Consider the following 25,409-nt stretch of genomic DNA (forward strand, 5'->3'; position numbering starts at 1 on the left):
GGATTTAGGATAGGATTATGGCGAACCTTAAAGAAATACGAAACAGAATCACCTCAGTTTCTTCAACCATGCAAATCACCAGTGCCATGAAAATGGTGTCGGCTGCAAAATTGAAGAAAGCTCAGGATGCTATCACGGCAATGAGACCTTATGCCAATAAGCTCACAGAGTTGTTACAAAGCTTAAGTGCTACCTTAGATGTAGATTCAGGTAGTGTTTACTCAGAACAACGTGAAGTAAAAAAGGTGTTATTGGTTGTTATTACTTCAAACAGAGGTTTATGTGGTGCTTTTAATTCAAATATTATAAAAGCGGCCAACCACTTAATTAATAACGATTACAGTAATGCTGAAGTTCAAATCGTAGCCATTGGTAAAAAAGCGAATGACGCCTTTAAGAAATCAGGTAAATTATTGGCTAATAAAAGTGATATTTTTGACGATTTAACCTTTAATAACGCAGCAGATATTGCGCAATCTTTAATGGATCTTTTTGTCAATCACAAAGCAGACAAAATTGAGTTGGTTTACAACCAATTTAAAAACGCAGCTACGCAAATTGTGATGACTGAGCAATTTTTGCCAATAGTTCCACCACAAGCCGATGCCAATGTAAATTTAGATTACATTTTCGAGCCTTCAAAACTTGAAATAGTGGAAGCCTTAATTCCGAAGTCTTTAAAAACACAAATTTATAAGGCCATAAGAGACTCTTTCGCGGCTGAGCACGGTGCACGTATGACGGCCATGCATAAAGCAACAGATAATGCAACCGAATTGAGAGATCAGTTAAAACTTACTTACAATAAAGCACGCCAAGCTGCTATTACCAATGAGATTCTTGAAATTGTTGGTGGTGCAGAAGCGCTGAATAACTAGGTCTAGGTGATAAAAAATTTAGATGAACCCAACTTAAACAAGTTGGGTTTTTCATTTTATATAACACAACACACAACAGTTATACTGAACATAACAATATATAAAATGCTTTGCTAAAAACTGTTAGAATACCTACTTTTAGCAATCAATAAACTAAAGCTTGAGCGCACTCAAATCTCTTTTTAAACAAACAGCCATCTACGGCTTGGCAACGGTTTTACCAAGGATGCTGAGTTTTTTGCTCGTGCCGCTATACACAACACAAGGTGTTTTATCTTCGGTGGCTGAGTATGGCAAAGTCACTATTATTTTTTCCTATTTTGTCTTATTTAATGTGGTTTTGGCATACGGAATGGAAACGGCTTTTTTTAGATTTTATAACAAAGAATCTAACAAAGCAACAGTAATTAGTACTAGCAGCATTTCGTTAATGCTTTCAACATTGGCTTTTGTGATGATAGCGCTGTTATTTCAAAATCAAATTGCTAACGCCATCAATCTAAATGTGAGTTATATCAATTTGGTTATTTGGATATTAATGTTAGATGCTTTGGTAATCGTCCCTTTTGCCTGGTTACGCGCTACGCAGCAACCTATGAAATATGCGGTTATTAAAATTTTAAACGTGGCTATCAATATAGGCTTAAACTTATTTTTCTTGCTAGCGTTGGAAGATTTAGCCGCTAATTCCGGCTTTTTTCAAGCTATTTATAAACCCAATTTTGAAGTCAATTATATTTTTATAGCCAATCTTATAGCAAGTTTAGTGACCTTATTATTAATGTCGCCATTTTATGTTAAGCTTAAGTTTAGTTTTAATACCAGATTGTGGAAGCAAATGTTGAAGTACGCTATTCCGGTGCTGATTGCCGGCGTTGCTTTTTCAATAAATGAAACCTTCGACAGAATTTTGTTGGATTATTTGTTACCGCCAGACATTGCCAAAACCGAAATCGGCATGTATTCGGCCTGTTATAAATTGGCCTTGTTTATGACACTTTTTGCAACGGCTTACAGATTGGGCATTGAACCCTTTTTCTTTAGCCACGCCAACACTCAAAATCCGCAGAAAAATTATGCCAAAATTTTGGAATTGTTCGTTGCTTTTGGATCTGTTATTTTACTATCGGTAGTGGTGTTTGCCGATATTATTAAGCCGTTTATTATTAGAAGTGAAGCCTATTGGGAAGCCATGTGGGTTGTGCCATTCATTTTATTAGCCAATTTTTGTTTAGGCATTTATCACAATCTGTCGGTTTGGTATAAAATAACCGACCGCACCAAATTTGGCGCTTATATTTCGGTGGTTGGAGCTATTGTTACCTTGATTTTAAACTTCTGGCTCATCCCAATCATGAGCTATCGCGGCTCTGCCATTGCAACACTTTCGGCTTATGCTTTAATGATGCTGTTGTCTTATTTCTTCGGAAGAAAATACTATCCTATTCCCTATAACTTAAATAAAATAGGATTATACTTGGTTTTATCAACAACCTTGTCATTCATTTCCTTTTACTTATATCGAACCAATTACTTTGTAGGAATTGCCATGTTGTTCGTATTTTTGGGTGTTGTGATTCATTTCGAGAAAAACTTAATTCGTCAATTTATAAAAAGATAAACACTTTGTATAATGAAAATAAAACTTATTAATAAATCCAAGCATCCCAGTCCAAATTACGAAACAGAAGCCTCAGCAGGCATGGATTTACGCGCATCTATTGAAACACCAATTACCTTACAACCATTAGAACGAGCCATCATCAAAACGGGTTTGTTTATTGAGTTACCAATAGGTTACGAAGCACAGGTAAGACCGCGTAGTGGCCTTGCTGCCAAAAAAGGAATTACCGTTTTAAATGCACCTGGCACTATTGATGCCGATTATCGTGGTGAAGTTGGTGTAATTCTTATAAATTTGTCTAATGAACCGTTTATAATTGAGAATGGCGAGCGCATAGCCCAATTGGTCATTGCCAAACACGAACGCGCAGAGTGGGTTGAAGTAGAAGTGCTAACAGAGACTGAGCGTGGTGAAGGTGGTTTTGGGAGTACTGGTTTTAAATGATAAAAGAATTATGATTGATGATTTTGAATGGTCCCCTTGAGGCGCTTTAGGGGTGTTTTTTAAGTACTGAATCACAAATAAATTTATATAACAAATAGATTTCCAGTTCCGTGGAAACGAAAAACAAGTTTTTCGATGAAAATAATAGTACCCATGGCCGGTCGCGGCTCCAGATTAAGACCACATACATTAACAGTACCAAAACCACTAATTCCCGTGGCAGGTCAACCAATCGTACACCGATTGGTAAAAGATATAGTAAAAGTTTTAAAGCAACCCATAGAAGAAATAGCCTTCGTGTTGGGTGATCCGGCGTTTTTTGGTGATGAGGTAGTTGAAAGTTTAACAAAACTGGCCCAATCGCTTGGAGCCAAAGCCAGTATTTATCGCCAAGATCAGCCACTAGGAACAGGTCATGCCATTATGTGTGCTGAACCATCACTTTCCGGTCCGGCTGTTATTGCTTACGCCGATACTTTAATCCGCGCAACTTTTAATTTAGATTCTGAAGCCGATGCGGTCATCTGGACCAAAGAAGTTGACAACCCCGAAGCATTTGGCGTTGTAAAATTAAACGAAAAGGGAGACATTGTTGAATTGGTTGAAAAACCAACAACCTTTGTCTCAAATCAGGCTGTGATAGGTATCTATTACTTTAAAGATGTGTCTGTTTTGAAGCATAAATTACAGGAAGTTTTAGATGAAAACATCACCAATGGAGGTGAGTATCAAATCAACGACGGAATTAAGCGTATGATGGCCGAAGGCCGTATTTTTAAAACCGGAACGGTTGACGAATGGATGGATTGCGGCAACAAAAACGTTACGCTCGAAACCAATGGCAAAATGTTAGACTTTATTTCCCAAGATGGCGAAGAGCAACTAATATCTCCTAACGTAACAAAACAAAACGCGACGATTATTGAGCCATGTTTTATCGGTGATAATGTGAAATTGGTCAACAGCACCGTTGGACCATATGTATCTATAGGAGCTAATTGTGTGATTGAAAATGCAACACTTAGCAATAGTTTAATTCAAAACAACAGCACCATTAAAAATGCTAAATTAAATCAAGCCATGATTGGCAATAACGTATTTTTTAATGGCGAGTTTAAACAGATTAGCATAGGAGATTACAGCACCTTGGAATAGTTATTGCTACCAATTAAAATTAAAACAACATTAGATTGAGGCTATCAATTTATATCCCCATTGTCATCATAGGTATTTTCTTAATGCCATGGATAAATTATGCCCAAATAGATTTTAATCAAAGACCCGATGACGATCTGGGTAATGTTGAAGATAACTTCCAGGAATTCTTTTTTGAAGCACTCAAACAAAGCGGTATTGAAAACTACGAAAGAGCTGTAGAATTTTTACTAAGATGCGAGCGACTAAACGATCAGGAACCCGCAGTTTACCTGGAATTAGGTAAAAATTACACACGTTTAAAAGATTACGAAAAAGCCGAAGCTGCTTTTTTAAGTGGCTTAAAGCTTAAACCCAATGAACTTTGGTTGCTCGATCCGCTTTATGAAGTTTACGTGCAACAAAATAACAATGCAAAAGCCATAGACATATTACTTCAGTTAGAAGACAAACATCCCGATTACAAACAGGATTTAGCCTCATTGTTTATAAGAGAAAAAAGGTTTAATGACGCTTTGAGGTTATTAGATGAATTAGATAATAACTTTGGCTATTCGCCCGTAAGAACAAATATGCGCAGCGAAATTTTTAAACAAACAGCCGGCGAAGACGAGCAGATTTCACAGTTGCAACAGCGCATCAAAAGTAATCCCCTAAACGAAGCCAATTATCTGGCCTTAATCTATAGCTATGAGCAAAACAACCAACGCGAAAACGCTTTTCAAACCGCTCAGCAATTACTAAAAGAAATGCCCGATTCAGAATTGGTGCACGTAGCCTTGTACAAATTTTATCTTGAAAACAACCAAGCCGAACAAGCATTCATTTCGGCTGAAAAAGCTTTAATAAGTACTCAGGTTAATAATAACGACAAAACCACCATTCTTCAAAATTTATTACAGTTCGTAGCCAATAATCCACAATACGAAAGTAGGCTGGTGCAGCTAACCGCTTTAATTGATTCTGAAAAAACACCCGAATCTTTAACTGAGTTGGCAGCATATTATTTAAAATTAGGCAATAAACAAAAAGCCTTAGAAACTTATCAGCAAGCCTTGCAACAAAATCCAACTGACTACAATTTGTTAAAAAACAGTTTATTGCTCAAATTAGACCTACAGCAGTTTGAGTCTGCGGCAGATTCATCAGAAGAGGCTTTGGCTTTGTTTCCGGCGCAATCGTTGCTGTATCTCATTAATGGAGTAGCCAATAACCAACTAAAACAATCACAAAAGGCTATTGACAGTTTAGAAATGGGGCTCGAATTTTTAATAGATAACCCCAAAATGCAAGCCGATATTTATTCACAGCTTAGTGAAGCATACAAGCAGCTTAATAATATTGAACAAAGTAAAGCGTTTGCTGAAAAGGCAGCAGCCATTAACAAAGCACAATAATCACTTATGACAAAGGCTTCATTTTTCTTAAAACTTATGGTCGTACTTTTTTTGACTGTTTTAAGTTCTTGCAAGACGGCTAAAACGGTGTTGTCATCAGGAGAAATAGACAGCGATTTGTCTGTTAAGCAGCTTATTAAATCAACCCAAAAACAAGAAGCCAATTTTAAAACCCTTCAGTCTAAATTAGATTTAGAATATACCGAAGGTAAAAAGTCTCAGAGTTTTAATCTTACCCTTCGCATAGAAAAAGATAAAGCAATTTGGATCAGTGCCACCTTAGGTCTGGCAAGAGCCTTAATTACTCCTGATAAAGTTCAGTTTTACGATAAACTCAACAATCAGTTTTTTGATGGCGACTATAAAATATTAAGTGAAATTTTAGGCACAGAATTAGACTTTTTTCAGGTACAAAGTTTACTTTTAGGCGAGTCTATTTTAAATTTAAGCAAAGACACTTACATGCTTTCCAGCACAAATAATTCGTATAGTTTATCTCCAAAAAAACAAAAAGCACTTTACAATTTAATGCTGCTGTTTAATCCTTCGCACTTTAAAATGGATGGATTTATGATTTCTCAACCATTAGAAAACAGGCAGCTAAATGCGCAGTATAAAAAATATCAAATTGTAAAAAATCAATTGTTCCCTGAAGAAATTGAAATTTTAGCCAACCAAGATAATGAAGAGGTTGTAATTAAACTGGAAATGAAATCCATAAGCTTAAACGAAGACTTGCGTTTTCCATTTAGAATACCAAATGGGTTTAAGGAAATTGTACTGCAATAATGATAAGAGTATTTAAAATAGCGATATTACTGTTGGTCATGTGTTTTAACACAGCATTGCTGGCACAAACCGATAAGCAAAAGCAACTGGAAGCTAAGCGTCAGCAATTGCAAAAAGACCTCACAAAAATCAACAACCTGTTATTTTCGAATAGGAAAAAAGAAAAATCGGTTTTAAACATGGTTGAAGATCTCAATTACAAAATAAGCGTAAGGCAAAATTTAATTGAAATTACCAATGAGCAAGCCAATCTTCTAACACGAGAAATTAACAATAATCAAAATCAGATTTCAAACCTACGAAATCAATTACAGCAATTAAAAGACGATTATGCTGCCATGATAGTTAAGTCGTATAAGAGCAAATCTCAACAAAGCAGGGTCATGTTTTTATTGTCGTCTAACAACTTTAAGCAAGCTTACAAGAGGTTGCAATACATGCAGCAATATGCCGACTATCAAAAGCAACAAGGCGAAGCCATTAAAGAAAAAACCCAAACTTTACAAGCCTTAAACGTTACGCTCTTGCAACAGAAAGAAGACAAACAAAAATTAATTGAGGATAACCGTAAAGCCAAGGCCGAAATTGAAAAAGACCTCAAGGCCCAAACCAGTTTAATGGCGAGTATTAAAAATGATTTGAAGAAGTTTTCAGAGCAGGTTAAAGCCAAACAGCAGGAAATTGATCGAATTGATGCCGAAATTAAAAAGTTAATTAGAGAAGCCATTGCCAGTTCTAACAAAGCATCGGGCAATACTACCAACACAGGCAAATTTGTATTAACGCCTGCCGGAAAAGCATTGGCAGCCGGTTTTGTGGCTAATAAAGGTAAATTACCTTGGCCAGTGGAGCGCGGTGTTATTAAAATGCGCTACGGCAACCAGAGATCTTTAATAGATAAGAATGTGACTATAAAAAGTAATGGTGTTAGAATAGCCACAGAGCCAAACGCTGCTGTAAAATCTGTTTTTGATGGTGAGGTATTTGCAGTTCAATTGTCAAAATACAGTAATCCTTCGGTATATGTGAAGCACGGTAATTACATTTCGGTGTATACCAATTTGTCAAAAATCTTCGTGAAAAAGGGCGATAAAGTTAGTACCGGACAAACCATAGGCGAAGTTTTTACAGATGCAGGTGGCGAAAGTTTACTGCGTTTTTCCATTTTCAAAGAAGACCAAACCGAAAACCCTGAATTGTGGTTGGCTAAATAGCTATTTATTAAAGGTTTGCGTAAATGGCATAAATTCTGTTAAATGTGGTTAAAAGTTGTTAACTTTATAAAGTGAATTTAATCGATAAACATGCCGACTCCATAAAGGATTTATGTGAAAAATTTCATGTAAAGACACTTTTTGTTTTTGGGTCTGTAATAACAGAACGCTTTAACAAATTTAGTGATGTGGATTTTTTGGTTCAATTTGAGCATATTGACCTTTACGATTATGCAGATAATTATTTTAATTTAAAAAATGCACTGGAACAGCTTTTAAAAAGAGAAGTAGATTTATTAGAAGAGCAGGCATTAAAAAATCCGTTTTTAAAACAATCTATTGAACTTTCAAAACAGTTGGTTTATGAACAACGAGATAAAAACTTGGTTATTTGATATACTACAGTCTATTAACGAAATAGACAGCTATTATCTTGATAAACCCAAGTTATATGAAGCTTACCAAAATGATATTAAAACAAAACGTGCCATTGAGCGCAATTTGGAAATTATAGGAGAAGCCGTAAATAGAATAAGGAAAAGCGACAGCCAAATCAATTTAGAGAATGCCGATAAAATTGTGGCAACACGCAATAGAATTATACATGGTTATGATAGCGTTTCAGACGATTTAGTCTGGAGCATCGTCCTGAACAGCCTACCAAAATTAAAAGAAAATGTAAATAATCTTCTAAATGAAGGTTTTTAAACAAACAAAGCCTTCAATTCCGTAGCATCGTGTGGTTTCATCTTACCGGCCAATACAAGCGCTAGTTGTTTTCGGCGTAGCGCAGCGTTAAAGCGTTCTTTTTCTAAATCTGTTTCGGGGATTAATTCAGGTACGGTTACCGGTTTGCCGGTTTCGTCGACTGCTACAAAAGTATAAATGGCCTCATTGGCTTTGTCTCTATTACCCGATTCCCGATCTTCAATCCAAACATCTAAAAACACTTCCATAGAAGTTGTAAAAGCGCGCGATACCTTAGCTTCCACAGTTACCACACTACCTAGTGGAATAGCGCGATTAAAGGCCACATGATTAACCGAGGCCGTTACCACAATGCGGCGCGAATGCCGGCGTGCCGCAATACTGGCTGCACGATCCATACGGGCTAACAATTCGCCACCAAAAAGATTGTTAATGGGGTTGGTTTCACTGGGTAAAACCAAATCGGTCATAATAGTTTTAGAAGCTTCGGCTGTTTTGGGTTGCATGAGATATAATCAATTTACGCTTGCAAAGATACATTTAAAATAGCAGGCTTAATCCAAATTCTTCACCAACAACCAGGCTTCTTTGTTATGCGTGTTTCTAATATTCCGTAAAGCATTTAAAGCTTCCACACGGTCTGAGTAACTGTCGTAAACTACTTCGTGAAGTCCGTATTTGTTGACCCCAATTTTTCTGGCTTTATAACCGGCATCAATGAGTTGTTGTACTTTTTTAACGGAGTTTTCTTCAACTCTAAAAGCACCGGCTACAATATGATACGGTCCGGTTTGTTTGTTGAGTTTTAACGTAGCTACCGGTAACGGATTAGATATTACAAAGGTAGCTTCCTGTACTTTTTTATCGACTTGTTCATACGCCTCTTCTTGGGCTGCTACATTGTGTTGCTCAACTTTGTTAAAGTATTGATTGGTATAAACGGTACCGGCAATAGCAAGACCTAATACAGCAATGGCTGCGTATTTTAAGTAAGATTTGTTGTTGCGTTTTTCAGGTGTTATGGCAATAGGTATTACTTTTTCTAAAGCTTCAGCTTCTTCTTTGTAAACTTCTCGTGAAATACTGTTAGAAATAAAATGACTCAAACCAAAAGCATCGGTAAGGTAATTAATATGCTGCGACGGTTCAAACAACATACGGCCTTCAGCATTGAGTTTTAACTCGCCGATGTCTTGTAAATTAATTACTTCGCCTTGCGCTAAAAAGGACTTGATGACTTTAACCTGTTTCTCAATTTTTTGGGCACCAACTTCAAAGGGTATTTTTTCAACTTCAGAAAAATAATTTACCAATAAACCATCGTTGGTTTTAATTTGCTCGTTAAAAGTGATGATTTTTTTAGGCGGATAAAACGTATCGGTGCCGCTGTGCACCTTTGCCGAAACTCTGCTGGTTACAAAGGCACCTAAATCGGGCACTGTAACGCAGTCGTATCTATAAAGTAAATCGCTTATGTAAGTATCTAATCGCATAAAAACAAAGTTAAAAATTTTTGAAAATGAATTAAATTTAAAGCTTCATAGTTATTAACATCGGGAAATTTATTTAATTGCAGTTAGATTAGCTTTTTTAAATGACTAAAGAACAATTACTTTATACACTCGCCTTACAGCACGTGCCCAATATTGGCGCTATTACTGCCAAAAAATTAATAAATCACTGTGGTAGTGCCGAAGCTGTTTGGAAGGAAAAAAAGCATCAACTTCAAAAAATAGACGGTATTGGCACTACCATGTTATCAGCACTAAAGGATACTAACCATTTAAAAGAAGCCGAAGATGAGCTTAAGTTTATTGAAGACCATCAAATTATTTACCACTATTTTACAGATGCCAACTACCCCGAAAAATTAAAACATTGTATCGATAGTCCGATATTATTATTTCAAGCAGGTAATATCAATCTCAAAAAACAACGTTTGATAAGTATTGTTGGCACCAGAAAAATTACGGTTAATGGGATTGCCTTTTGCGAAAAACTGGTAGAAGAATTGGCGCCGTTTAACCCTGTAATCGTTTCAGGATTTGCCTATGGTACCGATATTACGGCCCAGAAAGCTGCGGTAAAACACAATTTGCAAACTGTAGGCTGTTTGGCACATGGCTTAAACCAGATTTACCCCAAGGTTCATAAAAAATACATGAAAGACATTGAAGCCAACGGCGGCTTTTTAACCGATTTTTGGAGTAGTGATGTGTTTGATCGCAACAATTTTTTAAAACGCAATCGTATTATTGCCGGTTTAAGCGAAGCCACCATAGTAATTGAATCGGCCGAAAAAGGTGGTAGTTTGGTAACAGCAGATATTGCCAATAGTTACAATAGAGATGTGTTTGCCGTTCCCGGAAGAGTTACCGACAGCATGAGCATTGGTTGTAACAATTTAATCAAGTTTCAAAAGGCGCATTTGTTGTCTACGCCTTTAGATATTCCCTTAATGTTGAATTGGAAACTGGAAGAAGAGAAACAACCCATTATTCAAAAACAATTGTTCGTAGAATTAGATACTGAACAAAAAATCATCTATAATTTTCTAAAAGATAACGGTAAAGAATTGTTAGATGTGATTGCCTTAAAATGCGACATGCCAACTTTTAAAATTGCCGGCATATTACTCAATATGGAATTAAAAGGTGTGATAAGGCCGCTGCCGGGTAAACTGTTTGAGGTGGTTTAATAACCCAAAACACCTCTCACTCTCCCTAAAACCTCATTGGCAACCTTAGAAGCTTTTTCCGCCCCGGAGGTTAATACAGCATCAATAGCAGCGGTATTATTTATGTAGTAATTGTAAGTGTCTCGCGGCTTGGCAAACTTGTCCAAAATTAATTCAAACAAAGCTTGTTTGGCGTGACCGTAACCGTAACCACCTTTTTCGTAATTGGATTTCATGTTTGCTACAGCTTCTGGTGTGGCTAACAAACTGTAAATGGCAAAACAATTACAGGTCTTCCAGTTTTTTGGCGCTTCTAAAGGTGTGCTATCGGTTTGAATGCTCATAATTTGTTTGCGCAATTGTTTTTCGGGCAAGAAAATGTCAATGATGTTACCTTTACTTTTACTCATCTTTTCGCCATCGGTACCGGGAATAAGCATGGTGTCTTCTTGTATATCGGCTTCGGGTAATACAAATACCTCTGCATTCATTTTGGCATGTAAGCGCGAAGCCACGTCGCGGGTCATTTCAAGATGTTGTTGCTGGTCTTTTCCAACGGGAACAATTTCAGCATCGTATAATAAAATATCGGCTGCCATGAGCATTGGGTAAGTGAATAAACCCGCATTAACGTCTTCCAACCTATCTGCTTTATCTTTAAAACTGTGTGCCAGCGTTAATCTTTGGTAAGGAAAGAAGCAACTTAAATACCAAGACAGTTCAGTAACCTGTGGCACATCGCTTTGTCTGTAAAATACCGTTCTTTCTGGATTTAAGCCAAATGCCAACCACGCAGCTGCCGTAGAAAAGGTATTTTGCTTGAGTGTTTGCGCCTCTTTTATCTGGGTAAGCGAGTGTAAATCGGCTATAAATAAAAAAGACTCATTGTCTTTATTTTCAGAAAGTTTAATAGCCGGGATAATCGCCCCTAAAATATTGCCTAAATGCGGTGTACCGGTACTTTGTATGCCTGTAAGTATTCTTGCCATGTCCACTTCCCGCGAAAGCGGGAATCTATTATGTTAAACAAGCCACAAATGTAACCATACTTAGCAACAAAAAAAAGTGACTCAATGCTGAATCACTTTTAAGCTTTTTCAGACTTTTTCGGCTTATTTTTTAAATAATCCTGCAATAAAAAGCAGAACAATGGCGCCAATAGCACCGGTAATAAGGTCTCCAATAAACCCGTCAGACACCGAAATGCCCAATAGGCCAAACACCCAATTACCTACCAAACCGCCAATAATGCCTAAAATAATGTTTAACAGCAGTCCAAATCCGCCACCTCTCATTAAACTACCTGCTATCCAGCCGGCAAGTGCTCCAATAAGTAATGAATACAATAGTCCCATGATTGTTTAAGTTTAAAATTGTACTCTAAATTTAATAAATATTTATTAAATGCTATTTTTACACCGTAATGAAGTTATTTAAATATCCGTTTTGGTTGTTATATCGCATTTGGTTCTACTTTTTGGTAGCCCTACCAATTATTGTGTTGTTTCCGTTATTGGTTATTTCCATTTTAAAAGAATCTTGGTATCCTTATTTTTTTAAATTAGCGCGTATTTGGGCCAAGTTTATTCTCATAGGAATGGGATTTCAAACAAAAATTAAATATCATGAAAAACCTGAATTAGGTAGAAGTTATTTGTTTATTGCTAACCATACTTCGATGATTGATATTATGTTAATGTTAAAAACTATAAAAAATCCGTTTGTGTTTGTGGGTAAAAAGGAATTGGCTAAAATTCCGTTATTCGGTTTTTTTTACAAGCGCACTTGTATTTTAGTAGACCGCAACAGTGCCAAAAGCAGACAGGCGGTTTTTTTAAGAGCGCAGCGCCGTTTAAAACAAGGATTGAGTATTTGTATCTTTCCCGAAGGTGGTGTTCCTGAAGAGCACATAGATTTAGATACGTTTAAGGATGGTGCTTTTAGATTGGCTATCAACCATCAAATTCCTATTGTACCAATGACCTTTTTAGATTGTAAAAAGCGTTTTTCATATACATTCTTTAGTGGTGGTCCCGGAAGGTTAAGAGCAGTGGTACATCAATTTATTGATACAACAGGTTTAACACTTCATTTTGCCAAACAAATTAATGAACAAGCGAGAACCGTTATATTATCCACTTTATTAGAAGACAAAACAAATAAAAAAAGCTACCTTGACACAAAGTAGCTTTTTCGTCATCATTGCTTTAGAGCAATAACTAATCTAACCAACTAAAAAACCTAAAACTTAAAGCTTAATCCGGTGTAAACACCCATAAAAAATGGCTGAAAATCTCCGGAAGTATTATTAAATGTATTTATTTGATATTTAAACATAGGTTCCAGATTAAACTGAAACGCTTTGGAGAAATTATAAAACATACCTAATCCAAAATTGGCACTGTAACTTATGTCGTTGAGATTGGCAGATTCGCCAATTAAGCTGCTGCCGCCTTGTTCAACTAAAAACAAGTTATTATTGTTGAGGAAAAAGGTACTAAAGCCACCTATCACATTCAATCCTAATTTTTTATCAACCAAACTATATTCTAATTCGAGAGGTACTTCTATAAACCCAAATTGTTGCTCTAAGGACACCATATTAGACGACTTCACAATTTCAGGAGCACTTGTTAACGAAACAGCCTTTCCACTCATAAAATTAGATGTACCCGCATTTTGGTTGAGTTTAATGTTTGGAATACTACTCTGACTGTTAGCGGCACTTCTTGCAAGGCCATTGGTTGTCATTACATCGTTGGTGCGGTAATCAAAATTAACATTACTAACGCCGGTTCTAATTTTAAGTTTTTTATTAATGGCATAACTGGCGGCAATACCATAACTCATGTTAATATTGGTGCTTTTTCCGTTTTCATTAAACTGACTGTGTATGCTGGAGCCCTCACCTAAAGAATTAAAATAAACAGGCGCCACATTGGGCGAAATGCGCCACCTGTTTAATACTTCTTCTTCTTTTTCATTTGTAATTTCTTCTAATTCGGCTATGGCTTCTTCTATGCTTTTTTCTTCTTTAATCTTTTCTGACACAATATCTTTTTCTAAATCTTTATTTATTTGATTTTCAACTATTGAAGTAGCTGTAGATAGTTGCTTGATATTATTCAAACCCTTACTACTTTCATCCTTGTTCAAGTCATTATTGTTTTGGGCAATACCAGTTTGATTAATGATTGTTTTGTTTTCTTCGGAAGATATTTCGGCATGGGCAACCTTACTTTTTTCCAATTGAGAATTTGTTTGATTTACAGAAGATGACTCATTGGTTTTAACTTCACTTTGACGATTTCGGTTGCTGTTTGAAACTAATTTAGAACTACCGTTCATGATATTTTCTGATGAGTTCGGTGAACCAGAAGTTGTTGTTGCTGATTCATTTTGTAGAGTTTCATTTTTTGAAACCTCTTCAAAAGCAACGCTATCATCAGTTGATTTTTTACCGGGAGAATTCAAGGCATCTTTAACCAATGTTTCAGTTTCTTGATCAACAATGGTGTTGCCTGATGTATTATTTTGTCGGTTCCAAATATTGAAACCAATCCCCAACATTACCACCAAAGCAGCAGCGATACCTCCAAGTCGCCACCAAAATGGGACTACTTTTCGATCTTTTTCTTTTTGGTTAAGATTTGCTTCAATATGATCCCAAACATGAGGTTGCGGATGCACCTCAAAATCTTTGAGCTTTTCCTGAAACAATCTGTCTATGTTCTTTTTCTCTTTCATTTAACTGTGTTGTGAACGTTGGTTCACATGGTAATTTTCAATTTTCTCTTTCAATATCATCCGGGCTCTGGCCAGATTGGATTTTGAGGTACCTACATTGATATTGAGCATTTCTGCAATGTCATTGTGCGAGTAGCCGTCTAAAGCATACAGGTTAAAAACCAGGCGATACCTGTCTGGAAGTTCCTGTATAATTTTCAACAGAAAATCAATAGCAATGTCATCGTCATCAATTTCAACGCTAACATCTTCTATTTGATTTTCATTTACCAAATCGAACACACCTTCTTTTCTGTATTTCTGAAGCGCTGTGTTAATGGTAATGCGTTTCATCCAACCTTCAAAAGAACCTTGATGCCTGTATTGTTCAATTTTTTTAAAAATAGTTAAGAAGGCATCTTGCAGTGTATCTTCTGCATCAACATAACTATTGGAATACTTCAGACAGAGCGAAAATAATTTGCTTGCATAAAGCTTATATATCTGACTCTGCGCTGTTGCATCGTTTTTTTTACATTGCTGTATGAGTTGATCTAAACTCACATGTTTTCTGTTAGCTTATGTAATTATTCTACTACCGGTACTTCAACAATCGTATACAAATCATTGCCGTTATTATCTCTGCCTTGCCATAGCTTAAAAACATAATGGTCAAAAAAGCCATTTACCAAAAAGTTAAATGTGGCCTCGTCTTGAACGGGACTAAAATCGCAGTTTAACGCGTTATCTATGGTGTTGGTAACAGCAACAATTCGCTCATTTCCGTTAGCAGCAAAGAATATATCACGAAATTGATAACAATCGTTAGGTTTGGTATAACCAACTGTAATTTCATAAGTTTCCCCACTATGAAATTCTTCGGGAATTTCATAGCTATCAATTGGTAAAAACTCAATGCTAATGTCTCTTATATCATCGTCATCAGGGAGACATCCATTTAAAACAAACAGAGATAATACGAGTAAAAATATTTTTTTCATTGATCGTGTTTTTTGAATAGATACATATTTCATAAAATGGTTGCGTTCGAAACTTAAAAAATCCTGATTTTTCAGGATTTTTTAAGTTGTTATTTCTTTTTGATGGTTTCTTTGACCTTAGCTTCCAGCTCGTCCATGAGTTCCGGATTGTCTTTGATGAGGTCTTTTACAGCATCTCGACCTTGTCCTAGTTTGGTGTCTTCATAACTAAACCATGAGCCGCTTTTCTTTACAATATCTAATTCTACTGCCAAATCTAAAATCTCGCCAACTTTAGAAATCCCTTCCCCGTACATGATGTCAAACTCGGCTGTTTTAAACGGCGGGGCTACTTTATTTTTAACCACTTTTACCTTGGTTTTATTTCCGGTTACATCAGAGTTGTTGTCTTTAATTTGGGTAGAGCGTCTAATATCTAATCTTATAGAAGCATAAAATTTTAGCGCATTTCCACCCGTAGTTGTTTCAGGGTTGCCAAACATCACACCTATTTTTTCACGCAACTGGTTAATAAAAATCATGGTACAGTGCGTTTTGCTAATGGTTCCGGTAAGTTTTCGTAAGGCTTGAGACATTAATCTGGCGTGTAAGCCCATTTTTGAGTCGCCCATTTCACCTTCAATTTCGCTTTTAGGTGTTAAGGCGGCCACAGAGTCTATTACTACAATGTCTATAGCTCCCGAGCGAACCAAATTTTCGGCTATTTCTAAAGCTTGTTCACCATGGTCGGGTTGAGAGATGATTAAATTTTCTAAATCCACACCTAATTTTTCAGCATAAAAACGGTCAAAAGCGTGTTCAGCATCTATAAATGCTGCAATGCCTCCGGATTTTTGCGCTTCGGCGATGGCGTGTAAGGCAAGTGTGGTTTTACCCGAAGATTCAGGCCCGTAAATCTCTATAACTCTTCCTCTGGGATAACCGCCAACACCTAAGGCAATATCAAGCCCTAATGAGCCCGACGGAATGACTTCAACATCGGTCACTGCGGTATCACTCATTCTCATGACGGTGCCTTTGCCATAGGCTTTATCTAGTTTGTCTAAGGTTAATTTTAAGGCTTTTAATTTGGCTTCTTTTTCGTTGCTCATACTCGGTCTTTTTTAGTTCAAAATGACTGCTAAAATACTACAACTTTTAGCATATTACAATTTTATCACGCAACCTTTTTCTTGTTTTTGCATCTACATCATAAAAGAGGGAAAAATTGCTGTGAATACCCAAAACAATATCCGTAATGGCCATGAGTTTTGGGTATTATTTAAAAAGCGATAATTTTTTTCTTTAGGTCGACTAAAACGATTTAAAATTTTTTGTGGTGATTAGTTTTAAAAGTTTTAGAAACGGACTTTAATGTTTGTGGTCAATAATTTCACCAGGTTCTAAATGCAATGATGAACAATGAAATTTTTAAGAAAGTTAATCTTAATTAATTTAGGTGATACTGCAACCTTTTTGATAAACAGTTGCTGTAAAACCGATGGTGGTTAGCTCGTTTAAAATTTTAAAAGTATAATGTTTTAAAATTAATATAAACGAGTTAGTCTTATAAAAGGCGCTTTGATTGGTTTCAAGGCGCCTTTTTAATTTAAATATCTCCCCGAAGGCTCTGCCTCAGGGTTTCCGCTTTACCTCTCCTTCCTGCCCGTCCGGCAGGCGGGTGGAGAGGTCGGAACTGCAAAAGGCAGTTCCGGGTGAGGTAAAATATAAAATTGCGGCTTTTGGACTCAAGACCAAAAGGAAATCGGGAAAACCTGTATGGCCTACCTAAAGGATAGTTAGTTTCAAGCAATTTTTTATTAAATAACTTTAAAAGTTTACTTTTGCTAAAAATTATCTCTAACCTTAAAATTAGTATAGCATGCAACTGTACAATAAATTAAGCAGTAAAGAGAGAGCAGAACTTATTGAAAAAGCCGGGAAAGACAGGCTTACCATCTCTTTTTACAAATATGCCAAAATTGGCAATCCGCAAATTTTTAGAAATCATATGTTTCTGGCATGGGATGAATTGGATATGTTGGGCAGAATACATATTGCTCACGAAGGCATCAATGCACAACTTTCGGTGCCGGCCGAAAAATTTGAACCTTTTAAAAATCATTTAGACAGCATCACTTTTTTAGAAAACGTAAGACTCAACATTGCTGTAGAGCATGATAACTTTTCGTTTCTGAAGTTGAAAGTGAAAGTACGTCCTAAAATTTTGGCCGATGGCTTAAATGATAAAACTTTTGATGTCACTAACAAAGGTTTACATGTTAATGCCGAAGAATTTAATAATCTAATTGAAGACCCTAATACGGTTTTGGTTGATATGCGTAACCACTACGAAAGCGAAATAGGGCATTTTAAAAATGCTGTAACACCCGATGTAGATACGTTTAGAGAGTCATTACCAATAATTGAAGAAGACTTAAAAGATTATAAAGAAGGTAAAAAATTGGTAATGTATTGCACAGGAGGTATTCGATGCGAAAAAGCAAGTGCGTACTACAAACACCGCGGATTTACAAATGTCTTCCAGCTTGAAGGGGGTATCATTAATTACTTCAATCAGGTGAAGGAAAAAGGACTTGAAAACAAATTTATAGGCAAAAACTTTGTGTTTGATGAACGTCGTGCCGAAAGAATTACCGATGATGTTATTGCCAATTGTCACCAGTGTGGAAAACCCTGCGATACCCACGTTAACTGTGCTAACGAAGCTTGCCATTTATTGTTTATACAATGCGATGAATGTAAAGAAAAAATGGAAAATTGCTGTTCCAGTTATTGTATGGAAATTAACCGATTGCCCTATGAACAACAAAAAGCTTTGAGAAAAGGCCAGGGTAACAGCAACGATATCTTTAAAAAAGGCAGAGCAGACCATTTACCTTACAAAAAGGATTTGAGGAATATTTTTGAAAAATTCTCTAAATCAGGTATAAGTGAATATTTATAAGTTATTAAAATTAAATAGAAACATTAATAATCACAGAATTAAATTTTTTGCACTTTTTCTGTTGCATAAATTTAACAAGCGTTATTTAGCAGTTAATTTAGATCCTGTTATGGCCTGTAATTTAAGGTGTAAAATGTGTTATTTTACCGATGCAAACTATGTTAAAACCTTAAAAGGGCAATTTAAAGAGGAAGAGATAAAACAGGTTGCGAAAACTATTTTTAACAGAGCTTTAAAACTACAAATTGGATGCGGAACTGAGCCAACTTTGTATAAAAATTTACCATTACTGGTTAGTTTAGGTAAGACTTACAAAGTTCCTTACATATCATTAACAACTAATGCCAATCTTCTCAATGAAAATAAAATCGAAGAACTATTAATTGCAGGTCTAGATGAGTTTACAATTTCTCTGCACGGTGTTACGAAAAGTTCTTATGAAGATTTCATGAAGAACGCTAGTCACGAAAAATTTCTAGAAGTATTTCAAATATTTACCAAGCTAAAGACTAAATATAATTTTGCAGTAAGAATTAATTATACTTTCAACAAAGATAATTTTTACGAATTATCAGAATTTTTTAATGTCTTTGACGGTAATAGTTTTGATTATTTACAGATACGACCCATTCAAAAAATTGGTGATACAGAATACAACGATTTTGATTTAGAGCCATTAAGGGATGATTATAAATATATTATTAAGGATATAAAAGAGAAATGCAAAAATTATAAAATTACACTTTTAGCCGCAAAAGAATTACCAACGAAAGGTGAATCAAACGACTCAAGTTTAATATTTAACTACACCTTTTGTTATATTTCGCCAAATAATTTCTGGAAGCCAGATTTTAATTGGAAAACAGAAAGCTTTAATACTTACTCTAGCCGTATCGGCTGGGGGGAACAATTATTTAAAAATATTTTTAGATCTAAAAAAACTTTGAAGTCTTTATCCAACAGATTAAACTATGAAATTAGTTTTAGCTAAATACTAAAGCAATTTCATTTAGGTACGATATCTTTAAACTTTTAAGAATTACTCTTTAATCTTAATATTTAATTTTATCTTAGCTACTAATTAATTACGAACCCCATTTCTGAGGTATGATCAGCAATATTTCAGAAAAAAAATATACTTTTTTATGAGTTGTAACAGTTGTTCAACCGGTGCGGATGGACAGCCAAAAGGATGCAGAAATAACGGAACTTGCGGTACAGACAGCTGCAATAAACTTACTGTATTTGATTGGCTGGCAAATATGTCACTTCCAGAAGGTGAAACTAAATTTCCCGGAATTGAAGTACGCTTCAAAAACGGCAGAAAACACTTTTTTAATAACACCGAAAATCTCACCTTAAGTATTGGAGATATTGTAGCTACACAGGCCAAATCTGGCCATGATATAGGTATGGTTACACTTACAGGAGAATTAGTAAGAATTCAAATGAAAAGAAAAGGTGTAGAGCTTAATGATCCCGAAAACGTTCTAAAAATTTACAGAAAAGCTTCGCAGCGGGATATTGATATTTGGCAGCAGTCCAGAGATAAGGAAGAGCCCATGAAGGTTAGAGCAAGGCAATTTGCCATAGATCTTAACCTTCAAATGAAAATATCAGACATTGAATTTCAAGGAGACGGAAGTAAAGCTACCTTTTATTATACGGCCGAAGATCGTGTTGATTTTAGAGAACTTATTAAGGTATTTGCACGCGAATTCAAGATAAGAATTGAAATGAAACAGGTAGGTTTTAGACAAGAAGCTGCCAGACTAGGAGGTATTGGTTCCTGCGGAAGAGAACTGTGCTGTTCAACATGGCTAACAGATTTCAGATCGGTGAGTACCTCGGCTGCCAGATATCAGCAGTTGTCGCTAAATCCTTTAAAACTTGCCGGACAGTGTGGCAAATTAAAATGTTGTTTGAATTATGAATTAGATGCCTACTTAGATGCTTTAAAAGATTTCCCCAAAATCGACGTTAAATTACAAACCGAAAAAGGTGTAGGTGTTTGCCAAAAAATAGATATTTTTAGAGGTATTCTTTGGTATGCTTATGACGGTGAATGGATGAACTGGCATAAAATTACTGCACCACAAGCCAATGAAATCATTGATCAGAACAAAAAGAACATTAAAGTACCAAGCCTGGAAGCTTACGCAATAGATCAGGAAGAAGTTAAGGTGAATTTTGAAAATGTAGTTGGTCAAGATAGTTTAACACGTTTTGATAGTCTAGATCCAAAAAGAAAACGTATTAATAAAAAGTCTAATAATAGAAACAGAAAACGCCGAAATAATGCTAAAAAAGATTAGTGGTTTATTAATTGTTGTTCTGTGGTTTTCATGTAACCAAAATGTTGTTTTTGATAAATATCAGTCAATTGGAGATGTATGGGATAAAGATAACCCTATTGAATTTAATTTTACAGCTCCCGATTCTACTCAATCATATAACTTGTTCATCAATCTAAGAAATAACAATAATTATAAGTTCAGCAATTTATTTTTAATAGCAGAACTCAATTATCCAAACGGAAAAACATTGGTAGATACTTTGGAATATCAAATGGCAAAACCTTCTGGCGAATTTTTAGGCACCGGTGCCTTTAGCTTAAAAGAAAACAAACTTTGGTATAAAGGATTTAAAGAACCATTTGTGTTTAATGAATTGGGAAACTATCAGTTAAAAATATTTCAGGCCATGCGTCAAAATGGTAGTGTTGATGGTGTAAAATTATTAGATGGCGTCACCGATGTTGGCTTTAGAATAGAACCAAATATTTCAGAGTAATATGGCAACTGCAAAGCGTAAAACCCCTAACAAAACAGGTAATTTCAGTAAATACATTCGTTGGTTTTGGATGGCCTTTGCGGGTGTAATAGCCGTCATAGCGCTAATATTTTTATTTGCATCTTGGGGCTTATTAGGAGAAATGCCTGATTATACCGTTTTAGAAAACCCCAAAACCAATCTGGCCACCGAAATTATTTCGTCAGATGGGAAAACTCTTGGTAAATACTACTTTAACGACAACAGAACCCCGGTAGACTATAGCGAATTACCACAGCACTTAGTTGATGCACTTATTGCCACCGAAGACGCACGTTTTCATAAACATGCAGGTATAGATGCTGTTGGAACAATGCGAGCCGCCTTTTATTTGGGCAAACGCGGTGGTGCAAGTACTATTTCGCAACAGCTCGCAAAAAATTTATTTAATAAACGTGAAGGAGCTAATATCTTTCAAAAGTTATCTCAAAAAATTCGAGAATGGATTATTGCCACTAGGTTAGAGCGCCAATACACTAAGGAGGAAATAATTGCCATGTATTTTAATATTTATGATTTTGGAAATAATGCGGATGGTATTCGATCGGCTTCTAAAATATATTTTGGCAAGGAACCTATGGAATTAGACATCAAGGAATCTGCAATGTTGGTGGGCATGCTTAAAAATTCATCTTTATACAACCCAAGATCACACAAAAATCCTGTTGGCACTAAAAATAGACGTAATGTGGTACTAGAGCAAATGTATAAATACGGCTATTTGGATAAAAGCGTAAAAGATTCTTTAAAAATAACCGAGTTAGATCTTAATTACTCACCGGAATCTCACCGAGAAGGCTTGGCAACCTATTTTAGGGCTTATTTGTCTGATTTTATGAAAGAATGGATTAAAGAAAATCCCAAACTCGACGGCACAAAATATAATTTGTACAACGATGGTTTAAAAATTTATACCACCTTAGACTCCAGAATGCAACAATATGCCGAAGAAGCTGTGAGAGAGCATATGCCAAAACTTCAAGCTGAATTTGACCATCAAAATAACAAAAGCATCAACCCCAACAAACCATTTTTAGATTTATCAAAAGACGATGTAGAAAAACTACTATCACAGAGTATGAGACGCAGTGAGCGATGGAGAAAGATGAAATACGATTTAAAAAAATCTGATGATGAAATTATAGCGTCCTTCAACCAGCCAACCGAAATGACAATTTTCTCGTGGCAGGGCGAAATAGATACCATTATGAAACCTATAGACTCCATGAGGTATTACAAGTCGTTTTTACATCCCGGTATGATGGCCATGGAGCCGCAAACAGGCCATGTAAAAGCTTGGGTTGGTGGGATGGATTATTTTCATTTTCAATATGATCACGTTAAACAAAGTAAACGCCAAGTTGGTTCAACTTTTAAGCCTTTTGTTTATGCCGCGGCTATGGACGAACTACATTTGTCACCATGCGATTCGCTGCCAAGAACACCTATTACTATAGAAGCTGGTAAATTTGGAAATCCAGAGCCCTGGACTACCAGAAATTCTGATGGGAAATACGACGGATTCCAAACCCTAAAAGCCGCATTAGCAAACTCTACAAACACTATTACTGCCAGGTTGATGGATCAAATAGGCCCGCAACTTGTGGTAGATATGGCCAAAAAATTAGGGGTCGAACAAACTATAGATCCGGTACCTGCCATAGCACTTGGTACGCCAGATTTAAGTGTTTACGAAATGGTGGCTGCCTATGCTACTTTTGCCAACAAAGGCATCTATAACAAACCCGTGATGGTTACCAGAATCGAAGATAAAAACGGAACCGTACTGTATCAGGTAACCCCTGAAACTAAGGATGTTTTAAGTGAAGAAGTGGCTTATGTAACCGTGAATTTGTTGGAAGGCGTTACACAATTTGGTAGTGGACAAAGATTAAGAAGCACATGGGCTGTAAATACACCACTTTACAAAGAAGTAATTACAGGTTATCCCTATGCATTTGAAAATCCCATTGCCGGAAAAACCGGGACTACGCAAAACCAAAGCGACGGCTGGTTTATGGGCATGGTACCTAATTTAGTGACCGGAGTTTGGGTTGGTGCCGAAGACAGATCTGTTCACTTTAAAGGCATTGCCTATGGTCAAGGCGCCTCTATGGCATTGCCAATTTGGGGCTTGTTTATGAAAAAATGCTACGCCGACGAGAATTTGGAGGTTTCAAAAGACGAGTTTGAAAAGCCTTCAGAACTTTCCATACGTGTTAATTGCAACGAAGTACCAAGTCCAACTACTTTCACCGATGATGAAGATGATCTTAATGACATCATCGACTTTTAGTATTTGACATTCTTACTATGATTTTAGGGGCATATTTTGTATTTTCACACATAGAAAAAATGGATGTATGATTAACAAAAAAGTTACCAATGCCGCAGAAGCACTCACAGGAGTAAAAGATAAAATGACCCTTATGGTTGGCGGTTTTGGTCTGTCCGGCATACCCGAAAACAGCATTGCAGAACTCGTAAAACTAAACGTAAAAGAACTAACCTGTATTTCAAATAATGCCGGAGTTGACGATTTTGGATTAGGATTACTACTTCAGAAGAAGCAAATAAAGAAAATGATATCTTCCTACGTAGGCGAAAATGCAGAGTTTGAAAGACAGATGCTCAGTGGCGAATTAGAAGTTGAATTAATTCCGCAAGGAACACTTGCCGAACGATGTAGAGCCGCCCAATCCGGTATTCCTGCATTTTACACACCTGCCGGTTATGGCACCGAAGTAGCCATAGGTAAAGAAACCAGAGAGTTTAACAAAAAAATGTATGTCCTGGAACACGCTTTTAAAGCAGACTTTGCTGTTGTAAAGGCATGGAAGGGCGATGAAGCCGGCAATTTAATTTTTAAAGGAACTGCCAGAAATTTTAACCCAAATATGTGCGGTGCTGCAAAAATTACAATAGCTGAGGTCGAAGAATTGCTGCCGGTTGGAAGTTTAGACCCCAATCAAATCCATATTCCTGGCATCTTTATTCAAAGAATTTTTCAAGGTGTTAACTATGAGAAGAGAATTGAACAACGAACGATTAGGAAAAGATAAAATCACAAATTCCAAATTCCATTGATATAGCTATTTAAATTGAAAATAATTAAGAATTAGTGAAACATTAAAATGAGAATCAGCTCTGTGTAGCTCCGAGCTTCTTCGTGAAACTCTGTGTAACAGCTAAATAAAGGATGTTAATTAAAATAATATCAACCTAATAACTCAATAACTCATCAACTCAAAAACTAAATCATGGCACTCGATAAAAACGGCATCGCAAAACGCATCGCAAAAGAAGTAAAAAATGGCTATTACGTCAACTTGGGTATTGGCATTCCTACTTTGGTGGCCAACTTTGTTCGGGATGATATAGAAGTAGAATTTCAAAGTGAAAACGGTGTGTTGGGAATGGGTCCGTTTCCTTTTGAAGGCGAAGAAGATCCTGATTTAATAAACGCAGGCAAGCAAACCATTACAACGTTACCGGGTGCGTCATTTTTCGATTCGGCTATGAGTTTTTCCATGATAAGAGGTCAGCATGTGCATCTCACTATTTTAGGAGCAATGGAAGTTGCTGAAAACGGCGACATCGCCAATTGGAAAATCCCAGGATACATGGTAAAAGGAATGGGTGGCGCCATGGATTTGGTAGCCAGTGCCGAAAACATTATTGTGGCTATGACGCATACCAATAAAAAAGGGGAATCAAAATTATTAAAAAGATGTTCTTTGCCGCTAACAGGTGTTGCTTGCGTCAAGAAGATTGTAACCGACTTGGCTGTTATTGAAGTCACAAATGAAGGTTTTAAATTGTTAGAGCGCGCGCCCGGTGTTTCAGTAGACACCATAAAAAATGCAACCGAAGGCCATTTAATTATTGAAGGAGATATTCCTGAGATGATTTTGTAGCTTGTATGATAAATTCTTTTAAGTTTAAAATCGCTCACGCAGCGATTTTTTCAGTTATAAATGTAAGAATACACTTCAATTTATGGCGTAAATGTTAAAA

The 25,409-nt window shown here is 36.3% G+C and carries 26 protein-coding genes; 18 read left to right on the forward strand and 8 right to left on the reverse strand.

The genetic code is table 11. The features are described 5' to 3' along the window. Nucleotides 1-17: 17 nt before the first annotated feature. The 9 genes from atpG to FJ651_RS05550 all read left to right on the forward strand — a co-directional run bounded on the left by atpG (nucleotide 18) and on the right by FJ651_RS05550 (nucleotide 8,209). The gene (atpG, locus tag FJ651_RS05510) at nucleotides 18-878 is read left to right on the forward strand and encodes an ATP synthase F1 subunit gamma (protein ID WP_140989461.1); all 861 of its coding nucleotides are present in this window, start codon (nucleotides 18-20) and stop codon (nucleotides 876-878) included. A 160-nt stretch (nucleotides 879-1,038) separates the two neighbouring features. Continuing rightward, entirely contained in the window at nucleotides 1,039-2,499 is a 1,461-nt protein-coding gene (locus FJ651_RS05515; RefSeq protein WP_140989462.1) for an oligosaccharide flippase family protein, read from the forward strand. A 12-nt stretch (nucleotides 2,500-2,511) separates the two neighbouring features. Beyond that, the gene (gene dut / locus FJ651_RS05520) at nucleotides 2,512-2,946 is read left to right on the forward strand and encodes a dUTP diphosphatase (RefSeq protein ID WP_140989463.1); all 435 of its coding nucleotides are present in this window, start codon (nucleotides 2,512-2,514) and stop codon (nucleotides 2,944-2,946) included. Nucleotides 2,947-3,081: 135 nt separating this feature from the next. Then, nucleotides 3,082-4,101, forward strand: coding sequence for a sugar phosphate nucleotidyltransferase (locus FJ651_RS05525; RefSeq protein WP_140989464.1), 1,020 nt, complete (start codon nucleotides 3,082-3,084; stop codon nucleotides 4,099-4,101). A 35-nt stretch (nucleotides 4,102-4,136) separates the two neighbouring features. Further along, nucleotides 4,137-5,498 (forward strand): tetratricopeptide repeat protein, encoded by a 1,362-nt coding sequence (locus tag FJ651_RS05530; RefSeq protein ID WP_140989465.1) that lies wholly within the window; start codon nucleotides 4,137-4,139, stop codon nucleotides 5,496-5,498. Between the two features lie 6 nt (nucleotides 5,499-5,504). After that, nucleotides 5,505-6,287 carry a DUF4292 domain-containing protein gene (locus tag FJ651_RS05535; protein ID WP_246085311.1) on the forward strand — a complete coding sequence of 261 codons (783 nt, stop codon included), beginning with the start codon at nucleotides 5,505-5,507 and terminating at the stop codon, nucleotides 6,285-6,287. Continuing rightward, on the forward strand, nucleotides 6,287-7,501 hold the full coding sequence (locus FJ651_RS05540) for a murein hydrolase activator EnvC family protein (RefSeq protein WP_140989466.1): 1,215 nt from the start codon (nucleotides 6,287-6,289) through the stop codon (nucleotides 7,499-7,501). Before FJ651_RS05535 ends, FJ651_RS05540 begins: the two co-directional genes overlap by 1 nt. A gap of 71 nt (nucleotides 7,502-7,572) precedes the next feature. Continuing rightward, nucleotides 7,573-7,896 (forward strand): nucleotidyltransferase family protein, encoded by a 324-nt coding sequence (locus FJ651_RS05545; protein ID WP_140989467.1) that lies wholly within the window; start codon nucleotides 7,573-7,575, stop codon nucleotides 7,894-7,896. After that, complete coding sequence (locus FJ651_RS05550; RefSeq protein ID WP_140989468.1) at nucleotides 7,865-8,209, forward strand: HepT-like ribonuclease domain-containing protein; 345 nt, start codon at nucleotides 7,865-7,867, stop codon at nucleotides 8,207-8,209. The genes FJ651_RS05545 and FJ651_RS05550 overlap by 32 nt, the downstream gene beginning before the upstream one ends. On the opposite strand, the gene FJ651_RS05555 is transcribed toward FJ651_RS05550, so the two are convergent. Together FJ651_RS05555 and FJ651_RS05560 are read right to left on the reverse strand one after the other, a co-directional pair. After that, a complete protein-coding gene (locus FJ651_RS05555) occupies nucleotides 8,206-8,715 on the reverse strand; it encodes an acyl-CoA thioesterase (protein ID WP_140989469.1) in 510 nt (169 codons plus the stop codon). The genes FJ651_RS05550 and FJ651_RS05555 overlap by 4 nt on opposite strands. Before the next feature lie 48 nt (nucleotides 8,716-8,763). After that, a complete protein-coding gene (locus FJ651_RS05560) occupies nucleotides 8,764-9,702 on the reverse strand; it encodes an HU domain-containing protein (RefSeq protein ID WP_140989470.1) in 939 nt (312 codons plus the stop codon). Nucleotides 9,703-9,803: 101 nt separating this feature from the next. On the opposite strand from FJ651_RS05560, the gene dprA reads away from it, so the two are divergent. Beyond that, nucleotides 9,804-10,907: a DNA-processing protein DprA gene (dprA, locus tag FJ651_RS05565; protein WP_140989471.1), complete on the forward strand. Its 1,104-nt coding sequence runs from the start codon at nucleotides 9,804-9,806 to the stop codon at nucleotides 10,905-10,907. Here the strand turns inward: dprA and trpS are convergent. After that, nucleotides 10,904-11,875: a tryptophan--tRNA ligase gene (trpS, locus tag FJ651_RS05570; protein WP_140989472.1), complete on the reverse strand. Its 972-nt coding sequence runs from the start codon at nucleotides 11,873-11,875 to the stop codon at nucleotides 10,904-10,906. The two genes, dprA and trpS, sit on opposite strands and share 4 nt — an antisense overlap. 123 nt (nucleotides 11,876-11,998) lie before the next feature. Beyond that, complete coding sequence (locus FJ651_RS05575) at nucleotides 11,999-12,241, reverse strand: GlsB/YeaQ/YmgE family stress response membrane protein (RefSeq protein ID WP_140989473.1); 243 nt, start codon at nucleotides 12,239-12,241, stop codon at nucleotides 11,999-12,001. A gap of 68 nt (nucleotides 12,242-12,309) precedes the next feature. On the opposite strand from FJ651_RS05575, the gene FJ651_RS05580 reads away from it, so the two are divergent. Next, a complete protein-coding gene (locus FJ651_RS05580) occupies nucleotides 12,310-13,074 on the forward strand; it encodes a lysophospholipid acyltransferase family protein (protein ID WP_140989474.1) in 765 nt (254 codons plus the stop codon). A gap of 53 nt (nucleotides 13,075-13,127) precedes the next feature. Here the strand turns inward: FJ651_RS05580 and FJ651_RS05585 are convergent, their stop codons facing one another. From FJ651_RS05585 to recA, 4 genes are all read right to left on the reverse strand, one after another. After that, the gene (locus FJ651_RS05585; protein WP_140989475.1) at nucleotides 13,128-14,633 is read right to left on the reverse strand and encodes a hypothetical protein; all 1,506 of its coding nucleotides are present in this window, start codon (nucleotides 14,631-14,633) and stop codon (nucleotides 13,128-13,130) included. Next, on the reverse strand, nucleotides 14,634-15,176 hold the full coding sequence (locus FJ651_RS05590) for an RNA polymerase sigma factor (RefSeq protein WP_140989476.1): 543 nt from the start codon (nucleotides 15,174-15,176) through the stop codon (nucleotides 14,634-14,636). 23 nt (nucleotides 15,177-15,199) lie between these two features. Beyond that, nucleotides 15,200-15,613 carry a hypothetical protein gene (locus tag FJ651_RS05595; protein ID WP_140989477.1) on the reverse strand — a complete coding sequence of 138 codons (414 nt, stop codon included), beginning with the start codon at nucleotides 15,611-15,613 and terminating at the stop codon, nucleotides 15,200-15,202. A gap of 89 nt (nucleotides 15,614-15,702) precedes the next feature. Next, a complete protein-coding gene (recA, locus tag FJ651_RS05600; RefSeq protein WP_140989478.1) occupies nucleotides 15,703-16,704 on the reverse strand; it encodes a recombinase RecA in 1,002 nt (333 codons plus the stop codon). A gap of 770 nt (nucleotides 16,705-17,474) precedes the next feature. Between recA and trhO the strand changes: the two genes are divergently transcribed. The 7 genes from trhO to FJ651_RS05635 all read left to right on the forward strand — a co-directional run bounded on the left by trhO (nucleotide 17,475) and on the right by FJ651_RS05635 (nucleotide 25,309). Next, nucleotides 17,475-18,560 (forward strand): oxygen-dependent tRNA uridine(34) hydroxylase TrhO, encoded by a 1,086-nt coding sequence (gene trhO / locus FJ651_RS05605; RefSeq protein WP_140989479.1) that lies wholly within the window; start codon nucleotides 17,475-17,477, stop codon nucleotides 18,558-18,560. Next, the gene (locus FJ651_RS05610; RefSeq protein ID WP_140989480.1) at nucleotides 18,547-19,551 is read left to right on the forward strand and encodes a radical SAM protein; all 1,005 of its coding nucleotides are present in this window, start codon (nucleotides 18,547-18,549) and stop codon (nucleotides 19,549-19,551) included. Before trhO ends, FJ651_RS05610 begins: the two co-directional genes overlap by 14 nt. 154 nt (nucleotides 19,552-19,705) lie before the next feature. Then, nucleotides 19,706-20,875, forward strand: a complete 1,170-nt coding sequence (locus tag FJ651_RS05615; RefSeq protein ID WP_140989481.1) for a PSP1 domain-containing protein — start codon at nucleotides 19,706-19,708, stop codon at nucleotides 20,873-20,875. Continuing rightward, the gene (locus FJ651_RS05620; protein ID WP_140989482.1) at nucleotides 20,859-21,353 is read left to right on the forward strand and encodes a gliding motility lipoprotein GldH; all 495 of its coding nucleotides are present in this window, start codon (nucleotides 20,859-20,861) and stop codon (nucleotides 21,351-21,353) included. Before FJ651_RS05615 ends, FJ651_RS05620 begins: the two co-directional genes overlap by 17 nt. 1 nt (nucleotide 21,354) lies before the next feature. Then, complete coding sequence (locus FJ651_RS05625; RefSeq protein WP_140989483.1) at nucleotides 21,355-23,688, forward strand: penicillin-binding protein 1A; 2,334 nt, start codon at nucleotides 21,355-21,357, stop codon at nucleotides 23,686-23,688. 67 nt (nucleotides 23,689-23,755) lie between these two features. After that, a complete protein-coding gene (locus FJ651_RS05630; protein ID WP_140989484.1) occupies nucleotides 23,756-24,454 on the forward strand; it encodes a CoA transferase subunit A in 699 nt (232 codons plus the stop codon). 198 nt (nucleotides 24,455-24,652) lie between these two features. After that, nucleotides 24,653-25,309, forward strand: a complete 657-nt coding sequence (locus FJ651_RS05635; protein ID WP_140989485.1) for a 3-oxoacid CoA-transferase subunit B — start codon at nucleotides 24,653-24,655, stop codon at nucleotides 25,307-25,309. Nucleotides 25,310-25,409: the final 100 nt, after the last annotated feature.

Source organism: Paucihalobacter ruber, assembly GCF_006494535.1.
GTDB classification, from domain to species: Bacteria; Bacteroidota; Bacteroidia; order Flavobacteriales; family Flavobacteriaceae; genus Paucihalobacter; species Paucihalobacter ruber.